18 protein-coding genes and 15 tRNA genes are annotated in these 19,113 nt (G+C 50.0%); 30 read left to right on the top strand and 3 right to left on the bottom strand.

Annotated elements, in window-relative coordinates:
* Positions 1-56: 56 nt before the first annotated feature.
* From LQV63_RS19865 to LQV63_RS19795, 15 genes are all read left to right on the top strand, one after another.
* A tRNA-Ser gene (locus tag LQV63_RS19865) sits at positions 57-149 on the top strand.
* A 5-nt stretch (positions 150-154) separates the two neighbouring features.
* A tRNA-Glu gene (locus LQV63_RS19860) sits at positions 155-229 on the top strand.
* An 80-nt stretch (positions 230-309) separates the two neighbouring features.
* A tRNA-Val gene (locus LQV63_RS19855) sits at positions 310-385 on the top strand.
* A 4-nt stretch (positions 386-389) separates the two neighbouring features.
* A tRNA-Met gene (locus LQV63_RS19850) sits at positions 390-466 on the top strand.
* 5 nt (positions 467-471) lie between these two features.
* Positions 472-548 (top strand) — tRNA-Asp (locus LQV63_RS19845).
* A 4-nt stretch (positions 549-552) separates the two neighbouring features.
* Positions 553-628 (top strand) — tRNA-Phe (locus LQV63_RS19840).
* A 13-nt stretch (positions 629-641) separates the two neighbouring features.
* Positions 642-714, top strand: a tRNA-Thr gene (locus LQV63_RS19835).
* A gap of 10 nt (positions 715-724) precedes the next feature.
* Positions 725-810: transfer RNA gene (locus LQV63_RS19830), tRNA-Tyr, on the top strand.
* A 7-nt stretch (positions 811-817) separates the two neighbouring features.
* Positions 818-891 (top strand) — tRNA-Trp (locus tag LQV63_RS19825).
* A gap of 19 nt (positions 892-910) precedes the next feature.
* Positions 911-986, top strand: a tRNA-His gene (locus tag LQV63_RS19820).
* Positions 987-997: 11 nt separating this feature from the next.
* Positions 998-1,072, top strand: a tRNA-Gln gene (locus LQV63_RS19815).
* Positions 1,073-1,075: 3 nt separating this feature from the next.
* Positions 1,076-1,150: transfer RNA gene (locus LQV63_RS19810), tRNA-Gly, on the top strand.
* Positions 1,151-1,153: 3 nt separating this feature from the next.
* Positions 1,154-1,228 (top strand) — tRNA-Cys (locus LQV63_RS19805).
* Between the two features lie 11 nt (positions 1,229-1,239).
* Positions 1,240-1,316: transfer RNA gene (locus LQV63_RS19800), tRNA-Arg, on the top strand.
* 211 nt (positions 1,317-1,527) lie between these two features.
* Positions 1,528-1,609: transfer RNA gene (locus LQV63_RS19795), tRNA-Leu, on the top strand.
* Positions 1,610-1,977: 368 nt separating this feature from the next.
* On the opposite strand, the gene LQV63_RS19790 is transcribed toward LQV63_RS19795, so the two are convergent.
* Positions 1,978-3,528, bottom strand: coding sequence for a flotillin family protein (locus LQV63_RS19790; protein ID WP_233698009.1), 1,551 nt, complete (start codon positions 3,526-3,528; stop codon positions 1,978-1,980).
* Between the two features lie 45 nt (positions 3,529-3,573).
* Positions 3,574-4,113 (bottom strand): protease, encoded by a 540-nt coding sequence (locus tag LQV63_RS19785; RefSeq protein WP_233698008.1) that lies wholly within the window; start codon positions 4,111-4,113, stop codon positions 3,574-3,576.
* Positions 4,114-4,368: 255 nt separating this feature from the next.
* Between LQV63_RS19785 and LQV63_RS19780 the strand changes: the two genes are divergently transcribed.
* The 7 genes from LQV63_RS19780 to LQV63_RS19750 all read left to right on the top strand — a co-directional run bounded on the left by LQV63_RS19780 (position 4,369) and on the right by LQV63_RS19750 (position 9,178).
* Entirely contained in the window at positions 4,369-4,674 is a 306-nt protein-coding gene (locus LQV63_RS19780) for a LiaF transmembrane domain-containing protein (protein ID WP_019423850.1), read from the top strand.
* A 48-nt stretch (positions 4,675-4,722) separates the two neighbouring features.
* Complete coding sequence (locus LQV63_RS19775; protein WP_019423849.1) at positions 4,723-5,394, top strand: PspA/IM30 family protein; 672 nt, start codon at positions 4,723-4,725, stop codon at positions 5,392-5,394.
* An 8-nt stretch (positions 5,395-5,402) separates the two neighbouring features.
* Entirely contained in the window at positions 5,403-5,879 is a 477-nt protein-coding gene (locus tag LQV63_RS19770) for a PspC domain-containing protein (RefSeq protein ID WP_233698007.1), read from the top strand.
* Between the two features lies 1 nt (position 5,880).
* A complete protein-coding gene (locus tag LQV63_RS19765; RefSeq protein ID WP_019423847.1) occupies positions 5,881-6,564 on the top strand; it encodes a PspA/IM30 family protein in 684 nt (227 codons plus the stop codon).
* Between the two features lie 109 nt (positions 6,565-6,673).
* Entirely contained in the window at positions 6,674-7,324 is a 651-nt protein-coding gene (gene liaF / locus LQV63_RS19760) for a cell wall-active antibiotics response protein LiaF (protein ID WP_019423846.1), read from the top strand.
* Positions 7,325-7,446: 122 nt separating this feature from the next.
* Positions 7,447-8,550, top strand: a complete 1,104-nt coding sequence (locus LQV63_RS19755; protein WP_019423845.1) for a HAMP domain-containing sensor histidine kinase — start codon at positions 7,447-7,449, stop codon at positions 8,548-8,550.
* The gene (locus LQV63_RS19750) at positions 8,534-9,178 is read left to right on the top strand and encodes a response regulator (protein WP_036705333.1); all 645 of its coding nucleotides are present in this window, start codon (positions 8,534-8,536) and stop codon (positions 9,176-9,178) included. Before LQV63_RS19755 ends, LQV63_RS19750 begins: the two co-directional genes overlap by 17 nt.
* Positions 9,179-9,356: 178 nt before the next feature.
* Here the strand turns inward: LQV63_RS19750 and LQV63_RS19745 are convergent, their stop codons facing one another.
* Positions 9,357-9,728 carry a hypothetical protein gene (locus LQV63_RS19745; protein WP_019423843.1) on the bottom strand — a complete coding sequence of 124 codons (372 nt, stop codon included), beginning with the start codon at positions 9,726-9,728 and terminating at the stop codon, positions 9,357-9,359.
* Between the two features lie 286 nt (positions 9,729-10,014).
* Here LQV63_RS19745 and LQV63_RS19740 point away from each other — a divergent pair, with 286 nt between their 5' ends.
* The 8 genes from LQV63_RS19740 to LQV63_RS19705 all read left to right on the top strand — a co-directional run bounded on the left by LQV63_RS19740 (position 10,015) and on the right by LQV63_RS19705 (position 18,916).
* The gene (locus LQV63_RS19740; protein WP_233698006.1) at positions 10,015-10,791 is read left to right on the top strand and encodes a YwmB family TATA-box binding protein; all 777 of its coding nucleotides are present in this window, start codon (positions 10,015-10,017) and stop codon (positions 10,789-10,791) included.
* A 138-nt stretch (positions 10,792-10,929) separates the two neighbouring features.
* Positions 10,930-12,474: a glucose-6-phosphate dehydrogenase gene (zwf, locus tag LQV63_RS19735; protein ID WP_019423841.1), complete on the top strand. Its 1,545-nt coding sequence runs from the start codon at positions 10,930-10,932 to the stop codon at positions 12,472-12,474.
* A gap of 232 nt (positions 12,475-12,706) precedes the next feature.
* Positions 12,707-14,314: an ABC transporter substrate-binding protein gene (locus LQV63_RS19730; protein WP_233698005.1), complete on the top strand. Its 1,608-nt coding sequence runs from the start codon at positions 12,707-12,709 to the stop codon at positions 14,312-14,314.
* Between the two features lie 81 nt (positions 14,315-14,395).
* Complete coding sequence (locus LQV63_RS19725) at positions 14,396-15,346, top strand: ABC transporter permease (RefSeq protein ID WP_019423839.1); 951 nt, start codon at positions 14,396-14,398, stop codon at positions 15,344-15,346.
* Between the two features lie 6 nt (positions 15,347-15,352).
* Positions 15,353-16,198, top strand: coding sequence for an ABC transporter permease (locus LQV63_RS19720; protein WP_233698004.1), 846 nt, complete (start codon positions 15,353-15,355; stop codon positions 16,196-16,198).
* Between the two features lie 106 nt (positions 16,199-16,304).
* Positions 16,305-17,315 carry an ABC transporter ATP-binding protein gene (locus LQV63_RS19715; RefSeq protein ID WP_019423837.1) on the top strand — a complete coding sequence of 337 codons (1,011 nt, stop codon included), beginning with the start codon at positions 16,305-16,307 and terminating at the stop codon, positions 17,313-17,315.
* Complete coding sequence (locus tag LQV63_RS19710; protein ID WP_233698003.1) at positions 17,312-18,304, top strand: ABC transporter ATP-binding protein; 993 nt, start codon at positions 17,312-17,314, stop codon at positions 18,302-18,304. Before LQV63_RS19715 ends, LQV63_RS19710 begins: the two co-directional genes overlap by 4 nt.
* Before the next feature lie 150 nt (positions 18,305-18,454).
* Complete coding sequence (locus LQV63_RS19705) at positions 18,455-18,916, top strand: hypothetical protein (RefSeq protein ID WP_233698002.1); 462 nt, start codon at positions 18,455-18,457, stop codon at positions 18,914-18,916.
* Positions 18,917-19,113 lie beyond the last annotated feature (197 nt).

The following is a 19,113-nucleotide window of genomic DNA, read 5'->3' as shown; positions in this document are numbered from 1 at the left end:
GAGCACTCGGCTGTTAACCGAGTTGTCACAGGTTCGAGTCCTGTTCGGGGAGCCATGGAGAGATGTCCGAGTTTGGTCGAAGGAGCACGATTGGAAATCGTGTAGGCGCCAAAAGCGTCTCGAGGGTTCGAATCCCTCTCTCTCCGCCAGTTGCGGCCCGTTGGTCAAGGGGTTAAGACACCTCCCTTTCACGGAGGTAACAGGGGTTCGAATCCCCTACGGGTCACCACTTACATCATTCAACTGGAATAAATTGAGGGTTGAAATGATTCAGTAATATCTGGTATTATATAATAGTCATCGTAAAATGGACGCTTAGCTCAGCTGGGAGAGCATCTGCCTTACAAGCAGAGGGTCGGCGGTTCGATCCCGTCAGCGTCCACCATTATCGCGGGGTGGAGCAGTTCGGTAGCTCGTCGGGCTCATAACCCGAAGGTCGTAGGTTCAAATCCTGCCCCCGCAACCAAATATGGAGCTGTGGTGTAGAGGCCTAACATGCCTGCCTGTCACGCAGGAGAACGCGGGTTCGAATCCCGTCAGCTCCGCCATTTTGGCTCGGTAGCTCAGTCGGTAGAGCAGAGGACTGAAAATCCTCGTGTCGGCGGTTCGATTCCGTCCCGAGCCACCATACAAGGCTTTGAGCCGGTGTAGCTCAGTTGGTAGAGCGGCTGACTTGTAATCAGTAGGTCGAGGGTTCGACTCCTTTCGCCGGCACTGATATTGTGGAGGATTAGCGAAGTGGCCAAACGCAGCAGACTGTAAATCTGTTCCCGGACGGGTTCGGTGGTTCGAATCCATCATCCTCCACCACTTATATAGGGGCATAGTTTAAAGGTAGAACAGCGGTCTCCAAAACCGTTAGTGTGGGTTCAATTCCTGCTGCCCCTGCCAAGAGAATATTGTGAATATGGCGGTCGTGGCGAAGTGGTTAACGCATCGGATTGTGGCTCCGACATTCGGGGGTTCGATTCCCCTCGATCGCCCCATATTACCACAATGGGGATTAGCCAAGCGGTAAGGCAACGGACTTTGACTCCGTCATCCATAGGTTCGAATCCTATATCCCCAGCCATTTGCGGACATAGCTCAGTGGTAGAGTATCGCCTTGCCAAGGCGAGGGTCGCGGGTTCGAATCCCGTTGTCCGCTCCAGATGGCGCCATAGCCAAGTGGTAAGGCAAAGCTCTGCAAAAGCTTTATTCCCCAGTTCGAATCTGGGTGGCGCCTCCAATTTGCAATATGTGCCCTTAGCTCAGCTGGATAGAGCGTTTGACTACGAATCAAAAGGCCAGGAGTTCGAATCTCTTAGGGCACGCCATTATAAGTTCAATAACTTCATATGCCAGTGTGACGAGATGACAGACGCGAGATATTCAAAATCACTTTCGTCAGTCGAGAGTAAGAGTCATAAAAGCTTTCTAGTGTCATATTTTTTGAAACGTTGAATCAATATTTTCATCTTGAGTTCTCTCTTGCTGTTCTGTACCTTTTTGAAAAGTGAAAAGAACAGTTGAGATGAATATAAATTTGCCGATGTGGTGGAATTGGCAGACACGCCGCACTCAAAATGCGGTGCCGAGAGGCTTGCCGGTTCGAGTCCGGCCATCGGTATTCCAAAAGGGTTATAAAATTGCTTATCCAAGCAATTTTATAACCCTTTTTCCTTTTTTAGAAGCACTTTAGATCTTCGGGCAATTGCTTCATTAGCAGAAGATATTTAAGCGCTATATCCGGACGAGTATAGATATTGGCTGCTGTTGAAAAATGACCATGACCCAGCCGCGACGGGCAGTATCTTCATATCGGGAAGAGCAATTCTACGGAGGAGCCGCGCAGCAATAATACAGAATTGCGGCGTCGCTGATTGGCTATTATAACAAAGTCATAATGAGAAAGCCTTGCGGGCGCATCTGCAATCAGGTGCTGCCCACAAGGCTTTTGTTCATAAATAGTTAGATATCCATAATGGCTTGCTTATGTTAGGCTTCCGGTGTATCCGCTGCCTTAATTACAGGCGGTTTCTCTGCTGTTACTGCAACGTTAGATGCAACTGCGGCTGGAGTTGGCTTATCTTCGCCGGCTCCTTTTGTCAGCCGCTTAATCATGTGTTCGACATCGAGTCCAGAGACATCCTTTAGCATTTGCGGTGCGGTTGCCATCAACTGTGTGACATAATTGCTCACGCGTGCGGCCCCTTCGCCGTTACCCGTATCAACGACCGTCAGCTTGTCGATGGATTTAATCGGTTCAGCCACCTTACCTGCGAGTTCAGGCAGCATCTTCACGACTATGTCGAGTACCGCAGCTTCGCCGAACTTCTCGAATGCTTCTGCGAGCTTCTGCTTCGCTTCCGCTTCCGCCAGACCGCGCAGCCGAATGACTTCCGCTTCCGCGGTACCGCGCGCACGTTCTGCATCCGCTTCAGCGAGCCCTGCAAGCCGCTTCTGTTCTGCTTGCGCCTTCGCTTCCGCTTCGATGCGGTATTGCAGCGCATCTGCTTCAAGCACTTTGCGTGACTTCTCCGCTTCTGCCGCTTGAACGACCGAATAACGATCGGCGTCTGCTTTCTTCTTCACTTCAGCATCATACTGCTTCTCGCGCCGCAAGATTTCTTTAGCTTCGAGGTCAATTTCCCGTTCCTTCCGTACGAGCTCGACGCGCATTTGCTCTTCCACGACGCTTTGTTTAGATCGCGCTTCCTGAATGAAGTAGGCCTGGTCGGCTTCAGCGCGCGCCATATCTTGGTCTTTCTTGAACGCTGCAACCTTCAATTCCTTCTCCTTCGACGCCTCGGCGACGTTCGTGTCGCGAACCAGCTCTGCCTTCATTCCGTCTTCTTCCGCCTTCGCTTTCTGAATGCGGGAGTCCCGGACAGCTTGCGCCTCTGCGATATCGGCGTCACGCTTGACAGCGGCAATACGCGGCTTCCCGAGCGCATCCAAGTATCCGTGCTTGTCACGCACGTCTTTAATGGTGAACGATACGATCTGCAAGCCCATCTTCTTCAAGTCTCTGGCAGCAACCGACTGCACTTCCTGAGCGAAACGATCGCGGTTGCGATATACTTCCTCGACCGTCATCGAGCCGAGGATAGCACGCAGATGGCCTTCCAGCACTTCCTGCGCTTCACTCTTTAACGCTTCCGATGGTTTACCCAAGAATTGTTCGGCAGCCGTTGCGATGTCTTCCACAGTACCGCCAATCTTGATGATGGCGACTGCGTCGGTCATGACGGGAACCCCTTGCTCGGTGTACACCTCTGGTGTCATGACGTCTAGCTTATGCGAGAGCAAGGACAGAAAACGCGACTGTTGGAAAATAGGCAATATAAATGCGCCTCCGCCTCGGACAATCTTCAACTTGCGCCCAGAATCATCGGCGCTTACATTTTTCGAGCCAAGATAGGAACCAGTGACAATCATAGCTTCATCTGGTCGGACCGTCTTATAACGGGCCCAGAAGGCGAGTCCGAGTAGAACGATGACTCCGACGACAATGACCGGAACCAATAATACATCATTAAACTCCATGGCATACAGCTCCCTTTTATGTGTAAATTTATGGAAAAACTAAAGTTAGTGCCCCGGACGGAGCAGTTCCTCAGTGAGAGGAGAAACATACAGTGTATCTTCCTTCACTTCGATGACGACAATGGTCGTTCCGGACGGGATGTCCTCCTTATCGAACGAAGCTGCAATCTGATTCGTTACGCCCGCCCCGATGCGAACGGTCACTTCACCGAAGCCCGCAGCTGGAATCGGCACATTCACTTCGCCTACCTTCCCGGTAAGGTCTTGGATAGAGAAGCCAACTGAATTCTCCCCTTGCTCCATCGGCCGTATATAGAAGAAATACATCATGACGGAGACGAGAATGGCGCCAGCAATGGCGATGAGCATGATGCTGGCAGACTGGAAGGCCGTATAGCGGGTAAGGAGTATTCCGATAGCACCAAGGGTCGTTAAACCGCTCACTAGTGCGGTAGGTTGCAGGAAGGAGAGGTGTCCATCGCCCACAAAGGCGTCAAAAGCGTGGCTTAACACTTCCCCGAAGATGAAGGTAATGATGGCATATAAGGCGCCGAATACGAGCAAGCCCCAATATACAGCTTCCATAGTATCTCTCCTTCGCAGTAGGTGCGTGTGGTGAGGATCAGTCGTTTGGATCCTTATGGAAATATATACGTACGTTACCACGCAGTAGTTTCACTCCCGCACATATTTTGTCTAGCATCGCTTCGAACTGGAGTCGATCCCGGCCCCCGACTTCAGTCTAGGTATAAAAACCGCCCCCAGCCTGTTTTGAATAAATGCGATTCCACCTAAAATAGAGACATAAGCAAGACACAACGAAAGGTGGTGACGAACCGAATGCAAATGAACAAAGGAAATACCTTCGCTTTTATACTTATTGCACTGGGTGGCTTCATCCTTCTCAGCAAGTTCGGGATTCACTTAGGTAGCTGGTTCGGCTATCTGCTTCCGATTCTCCTGATTGGACTAGGTTACTATGGTGTGAAGGCAGGAAATTCAACCTTCGGATGGATTTTCATCATTATCGGCTCGATTAGCTTAATCGGCAAGTTATCTTGGCTCATCGGTATTATCGTTGCCGTAGCAATGGTTGGATTCGGGGTATCGATGTTGTCCAGTAAACGTAACAGACATCCTTATTAATCAAAAACGATGCAGCAAAAATGACGAGTCAAGGAGGGGAAGAGCGGCATGAGCAACATTTTTAAAAGGGTTCGCGACATCACACTCGCTACGCTCAATGAGCGCTTGGATAAAGTGGAAGACCCGGTGCGCTTAATCGACCAATTTCTAATGCGCACACGGCATGATATTGCAGAAGCAGACCGTCTCTATCAACAATATGTGATGCACGCCAATCAAATGAGACATCAATTGAATCAAGCGCAGGAAATGCGTGACCGCAGAGAACAGCAAGCGATGCTGGCATTGAAGGCAGGTGAGGAATTCGCCGCAAAGATTGCTCTGCAAGAGAAGCTGATGCACGATGAGAAAGCAGTGCAGTACGCTGATTTATATGATAAGAGCAAGCAAGCGATTCTCGACCTGGAAGAGCAATTGAACCTGCTCAAGAGCGAATATCAAACGGTGTATGACAAACGCCAGTATTATTTCGCCCGTATGCAAAATATTCGACTGCAGCAGCAGATGAACCAACGCTTCGGGCAATATGGCGGCGGGCAAGTCGATGGCATGTTCCGGCGTCTGGAAGACCGCGTCTCCGATATGGAATGGGAAACAGAGAGTGTTCAACAGGTTCGTCGGATGAGCGGACAGGCGGGTGGCGGTGGTTTAGGACAAGAATCGGCGCTGCAGCGTGAGATGGAACGATTAAGACAGAAATTAGACTCGACAAAGGAGTGACATGAGTCATGAACAGAAAATTGTATCGTTCGGTTCGTGACCGGAAGCTGTGCGGCCTCATCGGCGGCCTGGGCGAATGGCTCGGCTTCGATGTAACTCTGCTGCGTATCCTGTTTGTGATTGGCTGTTTCTTTTCCGGCTTCACGTTACTGTTCGTATATTTCATCGTAGCACTTGTAGTGCCAAAAGAACCTTATACTCCGTATGGTCCGCAAGGATACGGCTCGGGTCCGTACAATAACCAAAATGGCTACAATGGCGGCTATACGGCGAATGACCAAGGATATTACAACAACAACAACACTCGTCAAGGCGGGTCGTACGACAATTATGGTGGTTACAATTCCTCCAGCTACGGAAACATGAAGCAAAAAGATAATTCCTCCATTGATTCCATGATGGAAGATATCGAAAGAAAAGCAATGATGAAAGAACTACAAGAATTGCGCAATAGAGTCGCAAAGTATGAGAAAGGGGATAAGTAAAATGGGAGTATTCAAACGAATTAAAGATATGACGAAAGCGTCGGTTCATGAGGTATTGGACAAAGTAGAAGACCCGGTAGTTATGTTAAATCAATATTTGCGCGACATGGAGCAGGAAATTCATGAGGCGGAAGTGACGGTAGCGAAGCAAATGGCGAACGAGCGCCGCATTAAACACCGCTTCGATGAAGCGATTCGGATGTCTGCCGACCGTGAAGCACAGGCAGAGCGCGCGCTGACTTCAGGACAAGAGGAATTGGCACGCAAATGCCTGGAAGAGAAATTGTACTATGATCAAAAAGTGGCGGAATACAGTGATTTGCATACACAAGCCAAATCACAAGCAGACGAATTGATGCAGCAATTGCATTCCATGAAGGATGAATTCTACAAGTTGCGCAATAAGCGCAATGAATTGGCAGCCCGTGCACAAATGGCGAAGGCTCGCAAGCAAATGGCTACCATCACAAGCGTGCACTCGATTGAATCGGGCACTGCTTCCCGCGGCTTCCACCGCATGGAAGAGAAGATTATGCAGTTGGAGGCGGAAGCTGAAGTGATGCGCGCTCCTTATGGCGGCTATTCTACACCGGCTTCGTACCAACAACCGGTTGATGTGGAGAAGCAAGTTAAAGTCGACGAGCAATTGGCTGCGTTGAAACAAAAATTAGGCCAAAACGAATAACCCCTTGGGGTAGGTCTCAGGTTATGATATGCTAACAAGGGAGCTCTGCGGCGATGCATTTGCATCGCCGTTAGTGGCTTCCACGATTCTTTGCGACAGGAGGCGCGGCATGAAGACAAACAACCGTTTACTTGCATATGTGCTCATCGTTGTTGGATTGCTTATTTTAATAGGCAAGTGGCTTAGTTTCGGAACGTTTGTCGCCCTCGTTATGCTCTACCTTGGCGTCCGTAAAGTTCGTGCTGCGGAATTGCGTGTCGGTTATATTTTACTTGGTGTCGGGGGAGCGCTGCTGTTGTTGGAGCACTTGATGCTCTTTTTGGGAATTATCCTCATATCGTTAGGTATTTTCTATTCACGGACTCGGCAGGATGAGAAGCAGGAGCGGGTCGAGAAACGGCAAAATCTGTCCGCGAGCTTGAAATGGGATCGGGAGCCTTATATTTTGCACAGCCAAAGCATGTGGCATGTCATTGGAGAGTGCGATATCGACTTATCGCTCGCCATATTGGAAGAGCCGGAAACGAAGCTGCTGTTCCAAGGCGTGATGGGAGATATGGACATTACGATTCCTGACGATGTCGGCGTAGAAATTGAAGCTACCGTCTTATGCGGACAGATCGATGTCGGCCGGGATAAAGAGACGGGATTGTTTAATAAATGGACTTGGCGTTCTCCTAATTATGATTGGGCGGATCAACGAGTGAAACTATACATCTCTTATATCGTAGGAGATATAGACATCAAATTGCACGTGTAGATGATGTTCAAAAAAACTTTTGATCACTTACGAAAACTTGTACTTCTCGGTGCTGAAAAGTGACTTTTTTGAACACGTATTTATAGCGAATGGAAAAAAGAAAGGAGATGCAATAGCCGGCGATGGAACCAAAGAAAAATGCGAACATGGTTATGCGTTTAGTGGGCGAAACGCTTCTCCTTTCATGTATTTTATTTTTTATCATCGTATATTTATTGCAGTCCTACGGCTACGTAAAACCGTTTGAGACGTGGCTTGACGGCGTGAAGGCGACGTTGTCAGCCTTAATCGTAGTTGCCATCATTGCGACGAGCTACGGCTTCTTTCAAGGATATCGATTGAAACGCCGCATTGAGCTGCTGCGCGAATCGATGCTGCTCTTGGAGAAGGGGAACTTATCCCGGCCGATGCCCGACTTGGGTGAAGATGAAATCGGTCAATTGGCCGATCAATTGGGGCGGGTCAGCAAGCGTTGGGAAGAACAGGTCACATCCCTGCAAAGGTTGTCGACGAACAACGCTCAACTGGCCGAGCAAGCCCGAATTTCGGCTATTATTGAAGAGCGGCAACGCTTGGCGCGGGAGCTGCATGATGCGGTAAGTCAGCAGCTGTTCGCCATTTCGATGACGGCAACGGCCGTAAGACGCACGCTGGATAAAGATTTCGACCGCGCCGAACGGCAGGTGGAGCTTATCGAAGAGATGGCTTCGGTTGCTCAGTCCGAGATGCGGGCTCTGCTGCTGCATTTGCGGCCCGTTCACTTGGAAGGCAAAGGATTGGCTCAAGGGATTGCGGAATTGATTCGAGAGCTGCAAAGTAAGATTCCGATTGAAATCCTATGTGAAATGGATGAGCACATCGAGCTTGTTAAAGGCGTAGAAAATCATTTATTCCGGATTGTGCAGGAGGCGCTATCGAATACGCTGCGGCATTCTAAGGCAACCCGCATGGAGATTAAGCTGCAGAATCGTGACGATTTCGTGCGTCTGTTCATTCGGGACAACGGCGTAGGCTTTGATTGGAGCGATAAAAAGCAAGCGAGCTACGGACTTCGAATGATGCAGGAGCGTATTAATGAGGTGGGAGGTTCCATTCAATTCATTACTGCTCCGGATAAAGGTACCCGTATCGAGATACGCGTACCTGTTGTCAAAGAGGAAAGTGGCTTGAGGGAGGAAGAGGGTAGCGATGGAAATGGAAGCATCCATGATGGAGACACCCATTAAAGTATTGCTGGTAGATGATCACGAAATGGTTCGTATCGGTCTGGCAGCCGTGCTGAGCACCGAGGACGGCATTGAAGTCGTAGGGGAAGCAAGCAACGGCGAGGACGGCATTCGCCTTGCACAGGAATACAAGCCGGATGTCGTGCTGATGGACCTGGTAATGGACGGGATGGACGGCATCGAAACGACGCGTAAACTGCTGCAACTATATCCGGATTGCAAAGTCATCGTGCTTACCAGTTATTTGGATGATGAGAAGATGTATCCCGTCATAGAAGCGGGTGCGTTCAGCTACTTGCTTAAGACATCGCGTGCTTCCGAGATCGCAGAAGCGATACGGGCCGCTGCCAGAGGACAATCTGTTCTAGAATCTCAAGTAGCATCCAAGATGATGAACCGGTTCCGCCAACCGAAACAGTCACTGGCGGCGCATGAGCAGCTGACAGAACGCGAGATGGACGTTCTTCGCTTGCTCGCACAGGGGAAGTCGAATCAGGATATTGCGGACGATCTCTTTATTGGAATCAAGACCGTGAAGTTCCATGTCACGAATATATTAGCGAAGCTCGGAGTAGAAGACCGCACACAGGCGGCGATTTACGCCTATAAGAATGGTTTGGCTGAATAACAAAGAACCCGACACTTTCTGAGGAAAGCGGTCGGGTTCTTTGTTCATGAACAGGCAAGGATAAGACAGATGCGCCTTAAAGCTTGCCCTGTACGCCTTGCAGACATGAGGTATGCACGTAGTACAATGGACGTCCACACCGCTTCTGCTTGGTTACAGGGATGCAAAGCAGGATTATTTAGATAAAAAGCAGAAGCAATAATGTTACCACAGCTAGATCTAAATCAACGCGGGGACCGTAGTTATACGGGGCGCATGGATAAGGATAATACGTACCATATGGAACGACGGCGTTGGTGTGTGCCTTCGGGGCTGTTTTTTCGGATGTTGCTGCACTTGGTGTATTTTGTCTCGATCCTTTTTTCTTTCTCTTAGCGGGAGCGAGCGATTGTTGCTTGGCGGCAGAAGTCGCATCGGCGTTCAGCACAAGCTTACCCCTTCGGCATGAGCTCAGCCGTCCGATATAACGCTGCCCGTCTTGCGTCTCGACATAAACCGTACGACCGCAATGATGTTGGATGGTTCGTTCATCCAATGGAACGGGAACCATGTTAATATGCCTCCTTCTTCCTTCCGGGACGTTTATGACAACAGTCTATTCCATAGAGGATAATCTTGTATGGTTATTCACCTAGGAGAGAAGCGCCTATTTTACCATTAAGGAATGTTTAAGTTATGTGAAGCGATAAAGTGCAACCAAAACATTTCTTATGGTGATAAAACCTAGATCTAAACGCGGTCGCTTATCTTTGGAAGGCTCGATAGAGGTTTCCTCAAGAAGTTCACGCACTTGTAAAGATTTCGATTCACAATTACTGTAAAGGCAAGGTGATCGAATGTCGAAAGTGGTCCGCCGCACGGGGGCGGCAGTTATCGGATTAGTAGTGCTTGCGCTCTGCGGCGCTTGGGTGACGGTGTGGAACAGCGGGGAATGGCGCTCCGCCTCTTTACAAGAGAAGGAGTCTGTTGACATGATGAAGCGGGTTCAGATGCTGTGGGTGCTAGCCGAGTTAAGTGGCGAGCGACAATTCAACACAGTCGTCACGGTTCATGGCAGCTTTATCGCGGAGGGAGAACCGTATGACGAAGTAATTCGCTGGCGGGAAGCAGGAGGAGTTAGAGAATCTTTGGCACTGGTGCAGGAGCGGGGCAGGGAAGTGTATCGCGGCCGCTATGCGACATCTTCGTATTATGGTGACATGCTATTGTTCCAAGAAGCGGACGGGCGGATATACTATACCGTGAAGATTCAAGGCCCTGCCAAAGGCGGGATGTCCGCATCCGCACAAGAGGGAGAACGGCTTATTAACGCGCTATCCGACAACAATTTCAAGCCGGATTGGAACGCAACGGTACGGACGGTCACCGCCGCTTCCCTTCAGCAAAGCTTTGACAGGGCAGAGAAAGCGCTGCGGGAATGGGGACAAGCGGAGCCGCTTGACCGATATGAGGATGAGCGAACCATTAGTGTGTCCTATGACACCGACTATATGGGACAAGGCGTAAAGATGAAGCAGGGCCACGCTAACTTGCAGCTTGCCGTACATGAGAACCGTGAGAAAGGGGAGACCCGTATTTCGTTCGGTACGCCGCTTATTGCTGGAGAATATTAGAGATTTGTCTCCTCAATGACTTTTCTACTTGACGAGAAGGAAGGCATAGCATCTATGCTTTAAGTATGCTAAAATGGCATCACATTCGAAATGTGATATATTTAGATCTATAAACGAGTGTAAGGATGATGGAGAGAGATGACTGTGATGCAGAATCAAGAATCCCAATTGGCTGAGGGCGCCGTCTTTTACATATTCGGTGCAACCGGCGACCTGGCGCGCCGCAAATTATTCCCGGCAATATACAGTTTATATCGCGAAGGCAAACTAGGTGAACGCTTCGCTGTCATTGGACTGGCTCGCCGCGAACGCACGAACGATCAATTTCGTGAAGATGTGCGCGCATCAATTGATGAATTTTGTCGTTACCCGATTCAGAACGAGGAAGAGTGGAGTGGCTTTGCCAAGCATTTTGAGTACAAACCGCTCGACATCAACAATGTGGAAGGCTTCCGCGAACTGCTGGTCCAAACGGAACATATCGAACGGGAATATCATATTCCGGGTAACCGCTTGTTCTATTTGGCTCTCGCACCTGAACTCTTCGGCAGCGTGTCCCATAACTTGCGCGAGGGCGGGATGCTTAACAGCACTGGTTGGCATCGTCTTGTCATCGAGAAGCCATTTGGTTATGATCTGCCGTCGGCGCAGAAGCTGAACGAAGAAATTCGCCAAGTGTTCAAAGAGGAAGAAATATATCGCATTGACCACTATCTCGGCAAAGAGATGGTTCAGAACATTGAAATGATTCGCTTCGCGAATGCTTTCTTTGAACCATTGTGGAACAACAAGCATATTGCGAACATTCAAATCTCCTTGTCTGAAACGGTGGGAGTAGAAGAGCGCGGCGGCTATTATGATCATGCAGGCGCGCTGAGAGACATGGCGCAGAATCATATGCTGCAAATGCTGACGATGATTGCGATGGAGCCGCCTAGCCGACTTCATCCAGAAGATATTCGCGATGAGAAGGTGAAGGTGCTTCGCTCGCTTCGTCAATATCATACGGGAGAAGAAGTGCGGCGCAATGTCGTCCGCGGGCAATATTCCGCAGGGTCCTTGAACAGCAAGGCGCTGCCAGGATACCGCGAAGAGGACAAGGTTAATCCGGCGTCCGTTACGGAGACGTATTTTGCCGCACGCGTATATGTGGATAACTTCCGCTGGGCTGGTGTACCGTTCTACATTCGTACGGGCAAGCGGCTACCAGTGAAGACGACCGAAGTCGTCGTGGAATTTAAAAATATGCCGACCAATGTGTATCTCGGACAGAAGCACACGCTCGAGCCGAACTTGCTCGTCATTCGTGTTAATCCGATGGAAGGCATCTACATTAAGATTAACGGTAAGAAGCCTGGTGCTGAGGGCGGCGTTCAACCGCTCGCCATGGATTTCTGCCAAAGCTGCATGATCGGCATTAACACGCCAGAGGCGTATGAGCGTTTGATCTTTGATGCGGCACGAGGGGATTCCACCTATTTCACGCGTTGGGACGAAGTGGCTTCGGCATGGACTTTCGTCGATCGTATCGCTAACGCATGGAAGGAAGACAATAACGATTTGTTCTTGTATCCGGCTGGATCTTGGGGACCGACGCAAGCAGACGAGATGTTGGCGGAGGACGGATTCCATTGGTGGCCGGTTAACGGGCAAGAGGAAAGCCAAGTGGTGTGGACGAAATAACAACAATTGGAACTGAGCCTGCCCGGGCTTATAGTATTGGTGATGTTGGTGGACAGGCTGTGCTCTTCGGAAAGAGCGCAGCCTTTTTGCTGCTATATATCGGTTTCTTCGTGCTTTCCCTCGTTAAATTGTTTAATTCCTATAAATTAACTCGGAAAAAAAGATTGCTATCTGAAAAAAGATCGTTATACTAATATCATACTCTAGTTTACAAATTTCAGGGGGAATCGACATGAAACGCAAGAACATCTGGATTACAGGTCTGTTATCTCTTCTCGTTCTCTTCATGAGCGCCTGCGGTAACAGCTCGACTCCTGCACAGGATCCTAATTCGACATCGTCGACAACGGCAGAGGGGACAGGCCAGCCGAAGGACGGCGGCAATATTATCATCGCCGTGCATGAGGATCCCCGCGTATTGAATCCATTATACTCGAATGACCGGGTAACGTTAACGATTAACCAATCGTTGTTCGCACCGTTATATACAATTGAAGATGGAGGCGAGAAGAAATTCGTGCTCGCAGAAAGCCTGACTCCATCGGAAGATTTTCTGACGTATACGCTGAAGCTGCGCGAAGGGCTGACATGGCATGATGGCCAGTCGTTGACGGCTGACGACATCGTGTACACGATGAACAGCATTTTGGATGAGAAGCAGAACAGCTCTCAGCGAGGCTCCTTCGTATTCAACGGCAAGCCGTTGACCGTGAAGAAGGTGGACGATCGCACCGTTGAATTCGTGCTTCCGCAGTCATCGGCATCCTTTGAAGCGATGCTGGCAACGTTAAAGCCGATTCCGGAGCATGTATTTGAAGGGGGAACGGACTTAGAGAAGAGCGGCAAGAACAGCAATCCGATCGGTTCGGGACCGTTCAAATTCAAAGAATACCGTCCAGGTGAATATGTGACACTCGAGCGATTCGACAATTATTTTGGCGGTAAAGCTCATTTGGATTCCGTCACATATCGGATTGCTAAGGATCCGAATGCGGCCAACCTGGCGCTGCAAAATGGTGAGCTGAATATGCGCAAAATTGACCCTGCGGATCATAACAAGCTGAATGGAACTGGAAAATTCAATATGGTTATTTATCCGGAAGGCCGTCTGAACTACATGGTATATAATTTTAATATCGATGCGCTGAAAAAGAAAGAAGTCCGTCAGGCGATTGGCTATGCACTCGACAAAAATGAATTGATTGCGACCGCATACGGATCATCTGAATTTGCCGAGCCGGGAACATCGATTTTTACACCGGATACGCAATATCAATCGGCAGACCACGAACAGTACAATTACAATGCGGACAAAGCGAAAGAAATGCTTAAGGCAGCGGGCGCCGAGAACTTGAAGCTTCGCCTCGCCTATGCGAACTCGAACAAAATCCAAGAGGCTCAAGCTCTTGTTATTCAGCAGAAGCTGAAAGAAGTGAGCATCGAGGTGGAATTGATGCCGCTAGATTCTACGGCATACAGCAATATGTCATTGGATCCAAATAACACGAAGTTCGACCTGTCGTTCAATGGTTACATTATGGGTGTCGAGCCAGATGCTTATAAATCGCTGTACTTGAGCGATGCGGCCTACAATTACTCACATTATAAAAATGCAGATCTCGACAAGCTGTGGGATCAAGCTGCAGTTGAAATGGATACGGCAAAACGCGCTGAGCTGTACAAGCAAATCCAGCAAACCATAGCCGATGATATGGTCGTCTATCCGATTGCGTTCGACAAGGCGATTATCGCAGTGGATAAGCGCTACGGCGGACTGGACGAAGCTCGTCCGAAGCCGGTCTTCATGTTCGAAGATTTGTCCAAGCTCTATTTGAATTAATACGGCCTATAAGGTACTGAACTATACAACAAGAAAAAGAGCGCCGGTGATGTCACCGGCGCTTGTTCGGAGGGAACCCCTTTGCAGAAATACATCTTGCGACGAGTCCTGCAGGCGATTCCGCTTCTGTGGTTCATCTCTATCGTATCGTTCGCGCTCATTAAGCTTGCACCGGGTGATCCGGTGCTTTCGTTCGTCACGCCAGACATGGACGCGGAAGCCGTAGAGAGAGTTCGCCAAAGCTTGGGACTGGACCAGCCGATCTATATCCAGTATTGGATTTGGCTCAAAAATGTATTTATGGGTAACTTGGGCTACTCTGTATCCAATCATCGGCCGGTGCTGACGCTCATCGTGGAGCGCCTACCGGCTACTATTGGATTAATGGGGTCAGCCCTCTTATTGTCGCTCATTATTTCCATCCCGCTCAGCATGTATGCAGCGTCGAGACAAAATCGTCCGGCAGACCGCGTATTAGGCTTGATTTCCTATATCGGAATTTCCATTCCTAGCTTCTGGTTCGGCATCATGCTCATCTATTTATTTGCGGTAAAGCTGAATTGGCTGCCGAGTATGGGGATGCGGACGATCGGCGTTGACTCGATATGGGATATAATGAAGCACGGCATCTTGCCGTGTACGGTGCTTGCCTTTATGAATGTGTCGGTCTATATGCGTTACATCCGATCACACACGATTAGTCAACTTGAAGAGGACTATGTCCAGATCCAGTACGCTTATGGCGCGACCCAGGGCACCGTGCTGCGTCGTCACGTGCTGAAGAACGTGTTGCTGCCGATCATTACGATATTGGGCATGTCTTTTCCTGAACTTATCGCAGGGGCGTTCATTACGGAGTCGGTATTTTCGTGGCCAGGCATGGGATTGCTCGGCATTAATTCGGTGTTCTCTCTCGATTATCCCGTCATCATGGGGATCACCATGATATCGTCAGTGATGCTTGTCATAGGGAATTTGGTGGCAGACGTACTGTACGGCGTGGTTGATCCACGAATAAAGACGATGGGGTGATGGAAAATGAACCGAATGAAATGGCGTAACGTACTGACACAGTTAAAAGAACAGAAAGCGGCGCTTGCCGCACTCATCATACTCGCCGTATTTGTCCTCATGTCCGTCTTGGCCTTTCTGTCGCCTTACGATCCGAACAAGATTATGCCGATGGACAAGCTGCAGGCACCGAACGCATCCCATTGGTTCGGAACGGATGATTACGGACGGGATTATTTCGCCCGCGCGTTGTACGGCGGACGGGTATCACTCTCGGTCGGCTTCTTGTCCATGGCGATAGCCGTCTTAGTCGGAACTGCCGTTGGGACGGTTAGCGGATATTTTGGCGGATGGGTTGATAATGTGTTGATGCGCATGGTCGACGTATTGATGTCGATTCCGTCTTTTTTCTTAATAATGATTTTAAATGCGTATTTAAAGCCGAGCATTAGCACGATTATTATTATTATCGGTATGCTCAGTTGGATGAATATAGCGAGGATAGTGCGCGCGGAGACATTGTCTGTCAAAGAGCGTGAATATGTGCTCTATGCGCGAGTCTCTGGCCAGAGCAGGCTTAATATTATTTTGAAGCACATCGTACCGAACATTATGCCGACCATTATCGTCGCGGCCACGATTAACATCGCATCTGCCATTTTGATGGAATCGTCGCTCAGCTTTCTCGGTCTTGGCGTGCAGCAGCCAAATTCGTCGTGGGGCAGCATGCTGAATAACGCACAGGGTTATATCGGGGAAGCTCCGTATTTGGCGTTGTTCCCGGGTATGTTCATCTTGTTAACTGTTCTGTCTTTCAATTTCTTGGGCGACGTATTCCGTGTTGCATTCGAACCAAGAGCGAATCGACGATAAACTTCTGGCACGGAAGCTTTAGACCATGTAGTAGCAAGTGTAGAGGATGCGGCCCGACGGTTACGTTGGGAATGGCGCAATGATTATATACAACGGAGTGAGACTTATGACTGAATTGCTATCCGTTCAACAACTGAGAACTTCGTTCATGACACGGGGTGGGGAAGTGCAGTCTGTCCGGGGCGTCAGCTTTGACGTGCGCGAAGGAGAAGTTATCGGCATTGTCGGCGAATCGGGCAGCGGCAAGAGTGTTACCGCCAAATCGCTCATCGGTCTTATTCCGCCACCAGGACAAATCAAGAGCGGGGAGGTATGGTTCCGCGGCGAAAATATTTTGGCCATGTCCGAAAAAGAACTGCGCCGCATCCGCGGCAACCGTATCGCTATGATATTTCAAGATCCGATGACCTCGCTCAATCCGGTAGTCAAGGTCGGCGCGCAAATCATCGAAGTGCTGCAGCGCCACAAGAAGCTCGGCAAGGCGGAAGCCCGTGCCCGGGCTATCGAATTGCTCCGTCAGGTGGGCATCCCGTCTCCGGAGACGCGCATCGACCAATATCCGCATGAGTTCAGCGGGGGCATGCGGCAGCGTGCTATGATCGCCATGGCGTTGTCCTGCCAGCCGGAATTGTTGATTGCGGACGAGCCGACTACCGCCCTGGACGTCACGATTCAGGCGCAAATTCTCGGTTTGATGAAGCAACTGCGGGATACGACCCGCACAGCCATCTTGCTAATTACACATGACTTGGGCGTCGTGGCACAGGTATGTACCCGTGTAGTTGTCATGTACGGCGGACTCATTATGGAAGAGGGCTCGGTGGAAGATATCTTTGAGAGACCACAGCACCCATACACGCAAGGTCTGCTGCGTTCCATCCCGAAAGTGGCGGACGGTCAGCGTGAAAGATTGGCTACGATTGAAGGCACGCCGCCTAATCTGCTGGATCCGCCCGAAGGCTGTCCGTTCATGGAACGGTGCGCCTATGCCACTGAGCAGTGCCGCCAGATGCCGCCTTATGTGACGACGGAACCGGGGCATCGTTCGCTTTGTTGGCTGCTGGATGAACAGAACCAAGACGGCGCCAATCAGCAGCGGGGGGAGGATGCCAAATGAGTAAAAAGGAAGACGTGCTGTTGGACGTTCGCGGGCTAAAGAAATATTTTCCTGCTTCTAAAGGGTTATTCGGCCGCAGTCGCGAAGTGTTAAAAGCGGTGGATAATGTAAGCTTCCACATTAACCGCGGCGAAACGTTCGGTCTTGTGGGAGAGTCAGGCTGCGGCAAATCGACGACAGGACGTTCCATCGTCCGCTTATATGATGTGACAGAGGGTGAGATATGGTTCGATGGCAGCAATGTGGCCGGCATGCATGAAGCTCAGCTGAAGCCGTTCCGCAAGCGGATGCAGACGATTTTTCAAGATCCGTATTCGTCACTGAACCCCGGGATGAACGTCACGCAAATCATTAGCGAGCCGATGGAGATTCACGGGTTCGGAAGCCCACAGGAGCGTCGGCAGACTGTGTTGGAGCTGTTGGACAAAGTCGGATTAAAGCCAGAGCACGCCGAACGTTATCCGCATGAGTTCAGCGGCGGACAGCGACAACGCATCAGCATTGCGCGAGCATTGTCGGTCAGACCGGAATTTATATTGTGTGATGAGCCGATATCGGCATTGGATGTATCTGTCCAAGCGCAGGTTGTTAATATGCTTGAAGACTTGCAAGCGGAGTATGGCTTGACCTATTTGTTTATAGCCCATGATTTATCGATGGTACGGCACATTTCGAATCGAATCGGCGTCATGTACCTGGGCAAGCTGGTGGAGGTGGCGGAGAGCGATGAGTTGTACCGTCATCCCGCTCATCCGTACACGCAAGCTCTGCTCTCGGCTATTCCCGTGCCTGACCCGAAAGCGGTGGGCGGAGCTTCATCCGCCATGCTGCAGGGGGATTTGCCGAGCCCAATGGATGAGATTCACGGGTGCAAGTTCGCTTCGCGGTGCCCGTTTGCTACCGATCGGTGCCGTGAGCTAGAGCCGGAGTGGCGGGAAATAGCTCCGGGCCACTATGCAGCTTGCCATCTGCATGACGGACAACAATAATAGTCGTCTGCGCGGATAAGGTGGAAGCGGCTTTCAGAGCAAGGCTGGAATGGAGAGGCCTGCTTGGCCGCCTAATGGTGGTCAAGGACGGCTGAGGATGTCAACTCGATAATAACTGTCTATGGACAGGGAAATGGGAAGGTGTCATAGTTGGCTAACGGAATTTTGTTGTCGCAAAATACAGCAATTATGTTGGAACGGGCGCGTCGCAAAGGCTTTACGGACGAGCAGCTGCTGAATATCATCCGTACTGAAGACAGCAGCGAACTCATCCGGATCAATGAGGAATGGTTCACGTACGATGATTTTTTGTCCTATGCCAAAGAGCATGGCGAATTGCTGGAGCAGGCCGTCTTGGAAGGCTACCGTATCACGTTCAATACGATGAACGGATTGAAAATTTGGTTGCAGGAACGATTCGGTGTGGAGGAAGGCACAGATTTCTCCCGCGGAGAGGGACAATACAACGGGTTGAAGCTGTCTGATGCCAACCTGGATGCGCTGAAATCGACACTTGCGGCGAACTGGACCGTCATCGAGGAAGAAGCGGCTATCGGTTCAGAACGAACGGTTACGCTCGCAGTGCGCGCTTTTGTTGGACAACAGGCTTAAATATTTGAAGACCGCAAAGCGTCTGTTTCTCCATAAGAGGAGGGCAGGCGCTTTTTTTATTAGAATGTTGGAACAAAAGACGTCTTCGTTATGAAGTCCTTTCAAACAGAGTAGCAGTAACCCTCGCTTACAAAAGAGGATAGGTAGTTGGTCATGCGAGTAATGTCTTTAGCTTCAATCTCCCATTCGGTCAGAAA

This window comes from Paenibacillus profundus, assembly GCF_021369635.1.
Taxonomy (GTDB): domain Bacteria; phylum Bacillota; class Bacilli; order Paenibacillales; family Paenibacillaceae; genus Paenibacillus_B; species Paenibacillus_B profundus.
The sequence above is the reverse complement of the archived record's forward strand: the minus strand, read 5'-3'. Positions and strand labels throughout refer to the sequence as shown.

What these genes read in the sequence shown, in the direction of transcription:
- LQV63_RS19790 (WP_233698009.1), bottom strand. Translation starts at nt 3,528, where the DNA reads ATGGAGTTTAATGATGTATTATTGGTTCCGGTCATTGTCGTCGGAGTC.
- LQV63_RS19785 (WP_233698008.1), bottom strand. Translation starts at nt 4,113, where the DNA reads ATGGAAGCTGTATATTGGGGCTTGCTCGTATTCGGCGCCTTATATGCC.
- LQV63_RS19780 (WP_019423850.1), top strand. Translation starts at nt 4,369, where the DNA reads ATGCAAATGAACAAAGGAAATACCTTCGCTTTTATACTTATTGCACTG.
- LQV63_RS19775 (WP_019423849.1), top strand. Translation starts at nt 4,723, where the DNA reads ATGAGCAACATTTTTAAAAGGGTTCGCGACATCACACTCGCTACGCTC.
- LQV63_RS19770 (WP_233698007.1), top strand. Translation starts at nt 5,403, where the DNA reads ATGAACAGAAAATTGTATCGTTCGGTTCGTGACCGGAAGCTGTGCGGC.
- LQV63_RS19765 (WP_019423847.1), top strand. Translation starts at nt 5,881, where the DNA reads ATGGGAGTATTCAAACGAATTAAAGATATGACGAAAGCGTCGGTTCAT.
- liaF (WP_019423846.1), top strand. Translation starts at nt 6,674, where the DNA reads ATGAAGACAAACAACCGTTTACTTGCATATGTGCTCATCGTTGTTGGA.
- LQV63_RS19755 (WP_019423845.1), top strand. Translation starts at nt 7,447, where the DNA reads ATGGAACCAAAGAAAAATGCGAACATGGTTATGCGTTTAGTGGGCGAA.
- LQV63_RS19750 (WP_036705333.1), top strand. Translation starts at nt 8,534, where the DNA reads ATGGAGACACCCATTAAAGTATTGCTGGTAGATGATCACGAAATGGTT.
- LQV63_RS19745 (WP_019423843.1), bottom strand. Translation starts at nt 9,728, where the DNA reads ATGGTTCCCGTTCCATTGGATGAACGAACCATCCAACATCATTGCGGT.
- LQV63_RS19740 (WP_233698006.1), top strand. Translation starts at nt 10,015, where the DNA reads ATGTCGAAAGTGGTCCGCCGCACGGGGGCGGCAGTTATCGGATTAGTA.
- zwf (WP_019423841.1), top strand. Translation starts at nt 10,930, where the DNA reads ATGACTGTGATGCAGAATCAAGAATCCCAATTGGCTGAGGGCGCCGTC.
- LQV63_RS19730 (WP_233698005.1), top strand. Translation starts at nt 12,707, where the DNA reads ATGAAACGCAAGAACATCTGGATTACAGGTCTGTTATCTCTTCTCGTT.
- LQV63_RS19720 (WP_233698004.1), top strand. Translation starts at nt 15,353, where the DNA reads ATGAACCGAATGAAATGGCGTAACGTACTGACACAGTTAAAAGAACAG.
- LQV63_RS19715 (WP_019423837.1), top strand. Translation starts at nt 16,305, where the DNA reads ATGACTGAATTGCTATCCGTTCAACAACTGAGAACTTCGTTCATGACA.
- LQV63_RS19710 (WP_233698003.1), top strand. Translation starts at nt 17,312, where the DNA reads ATGAGTAAAAAGGAAGACGTGCTGTTGGACGTTCGCGGGCTAAAGAAA.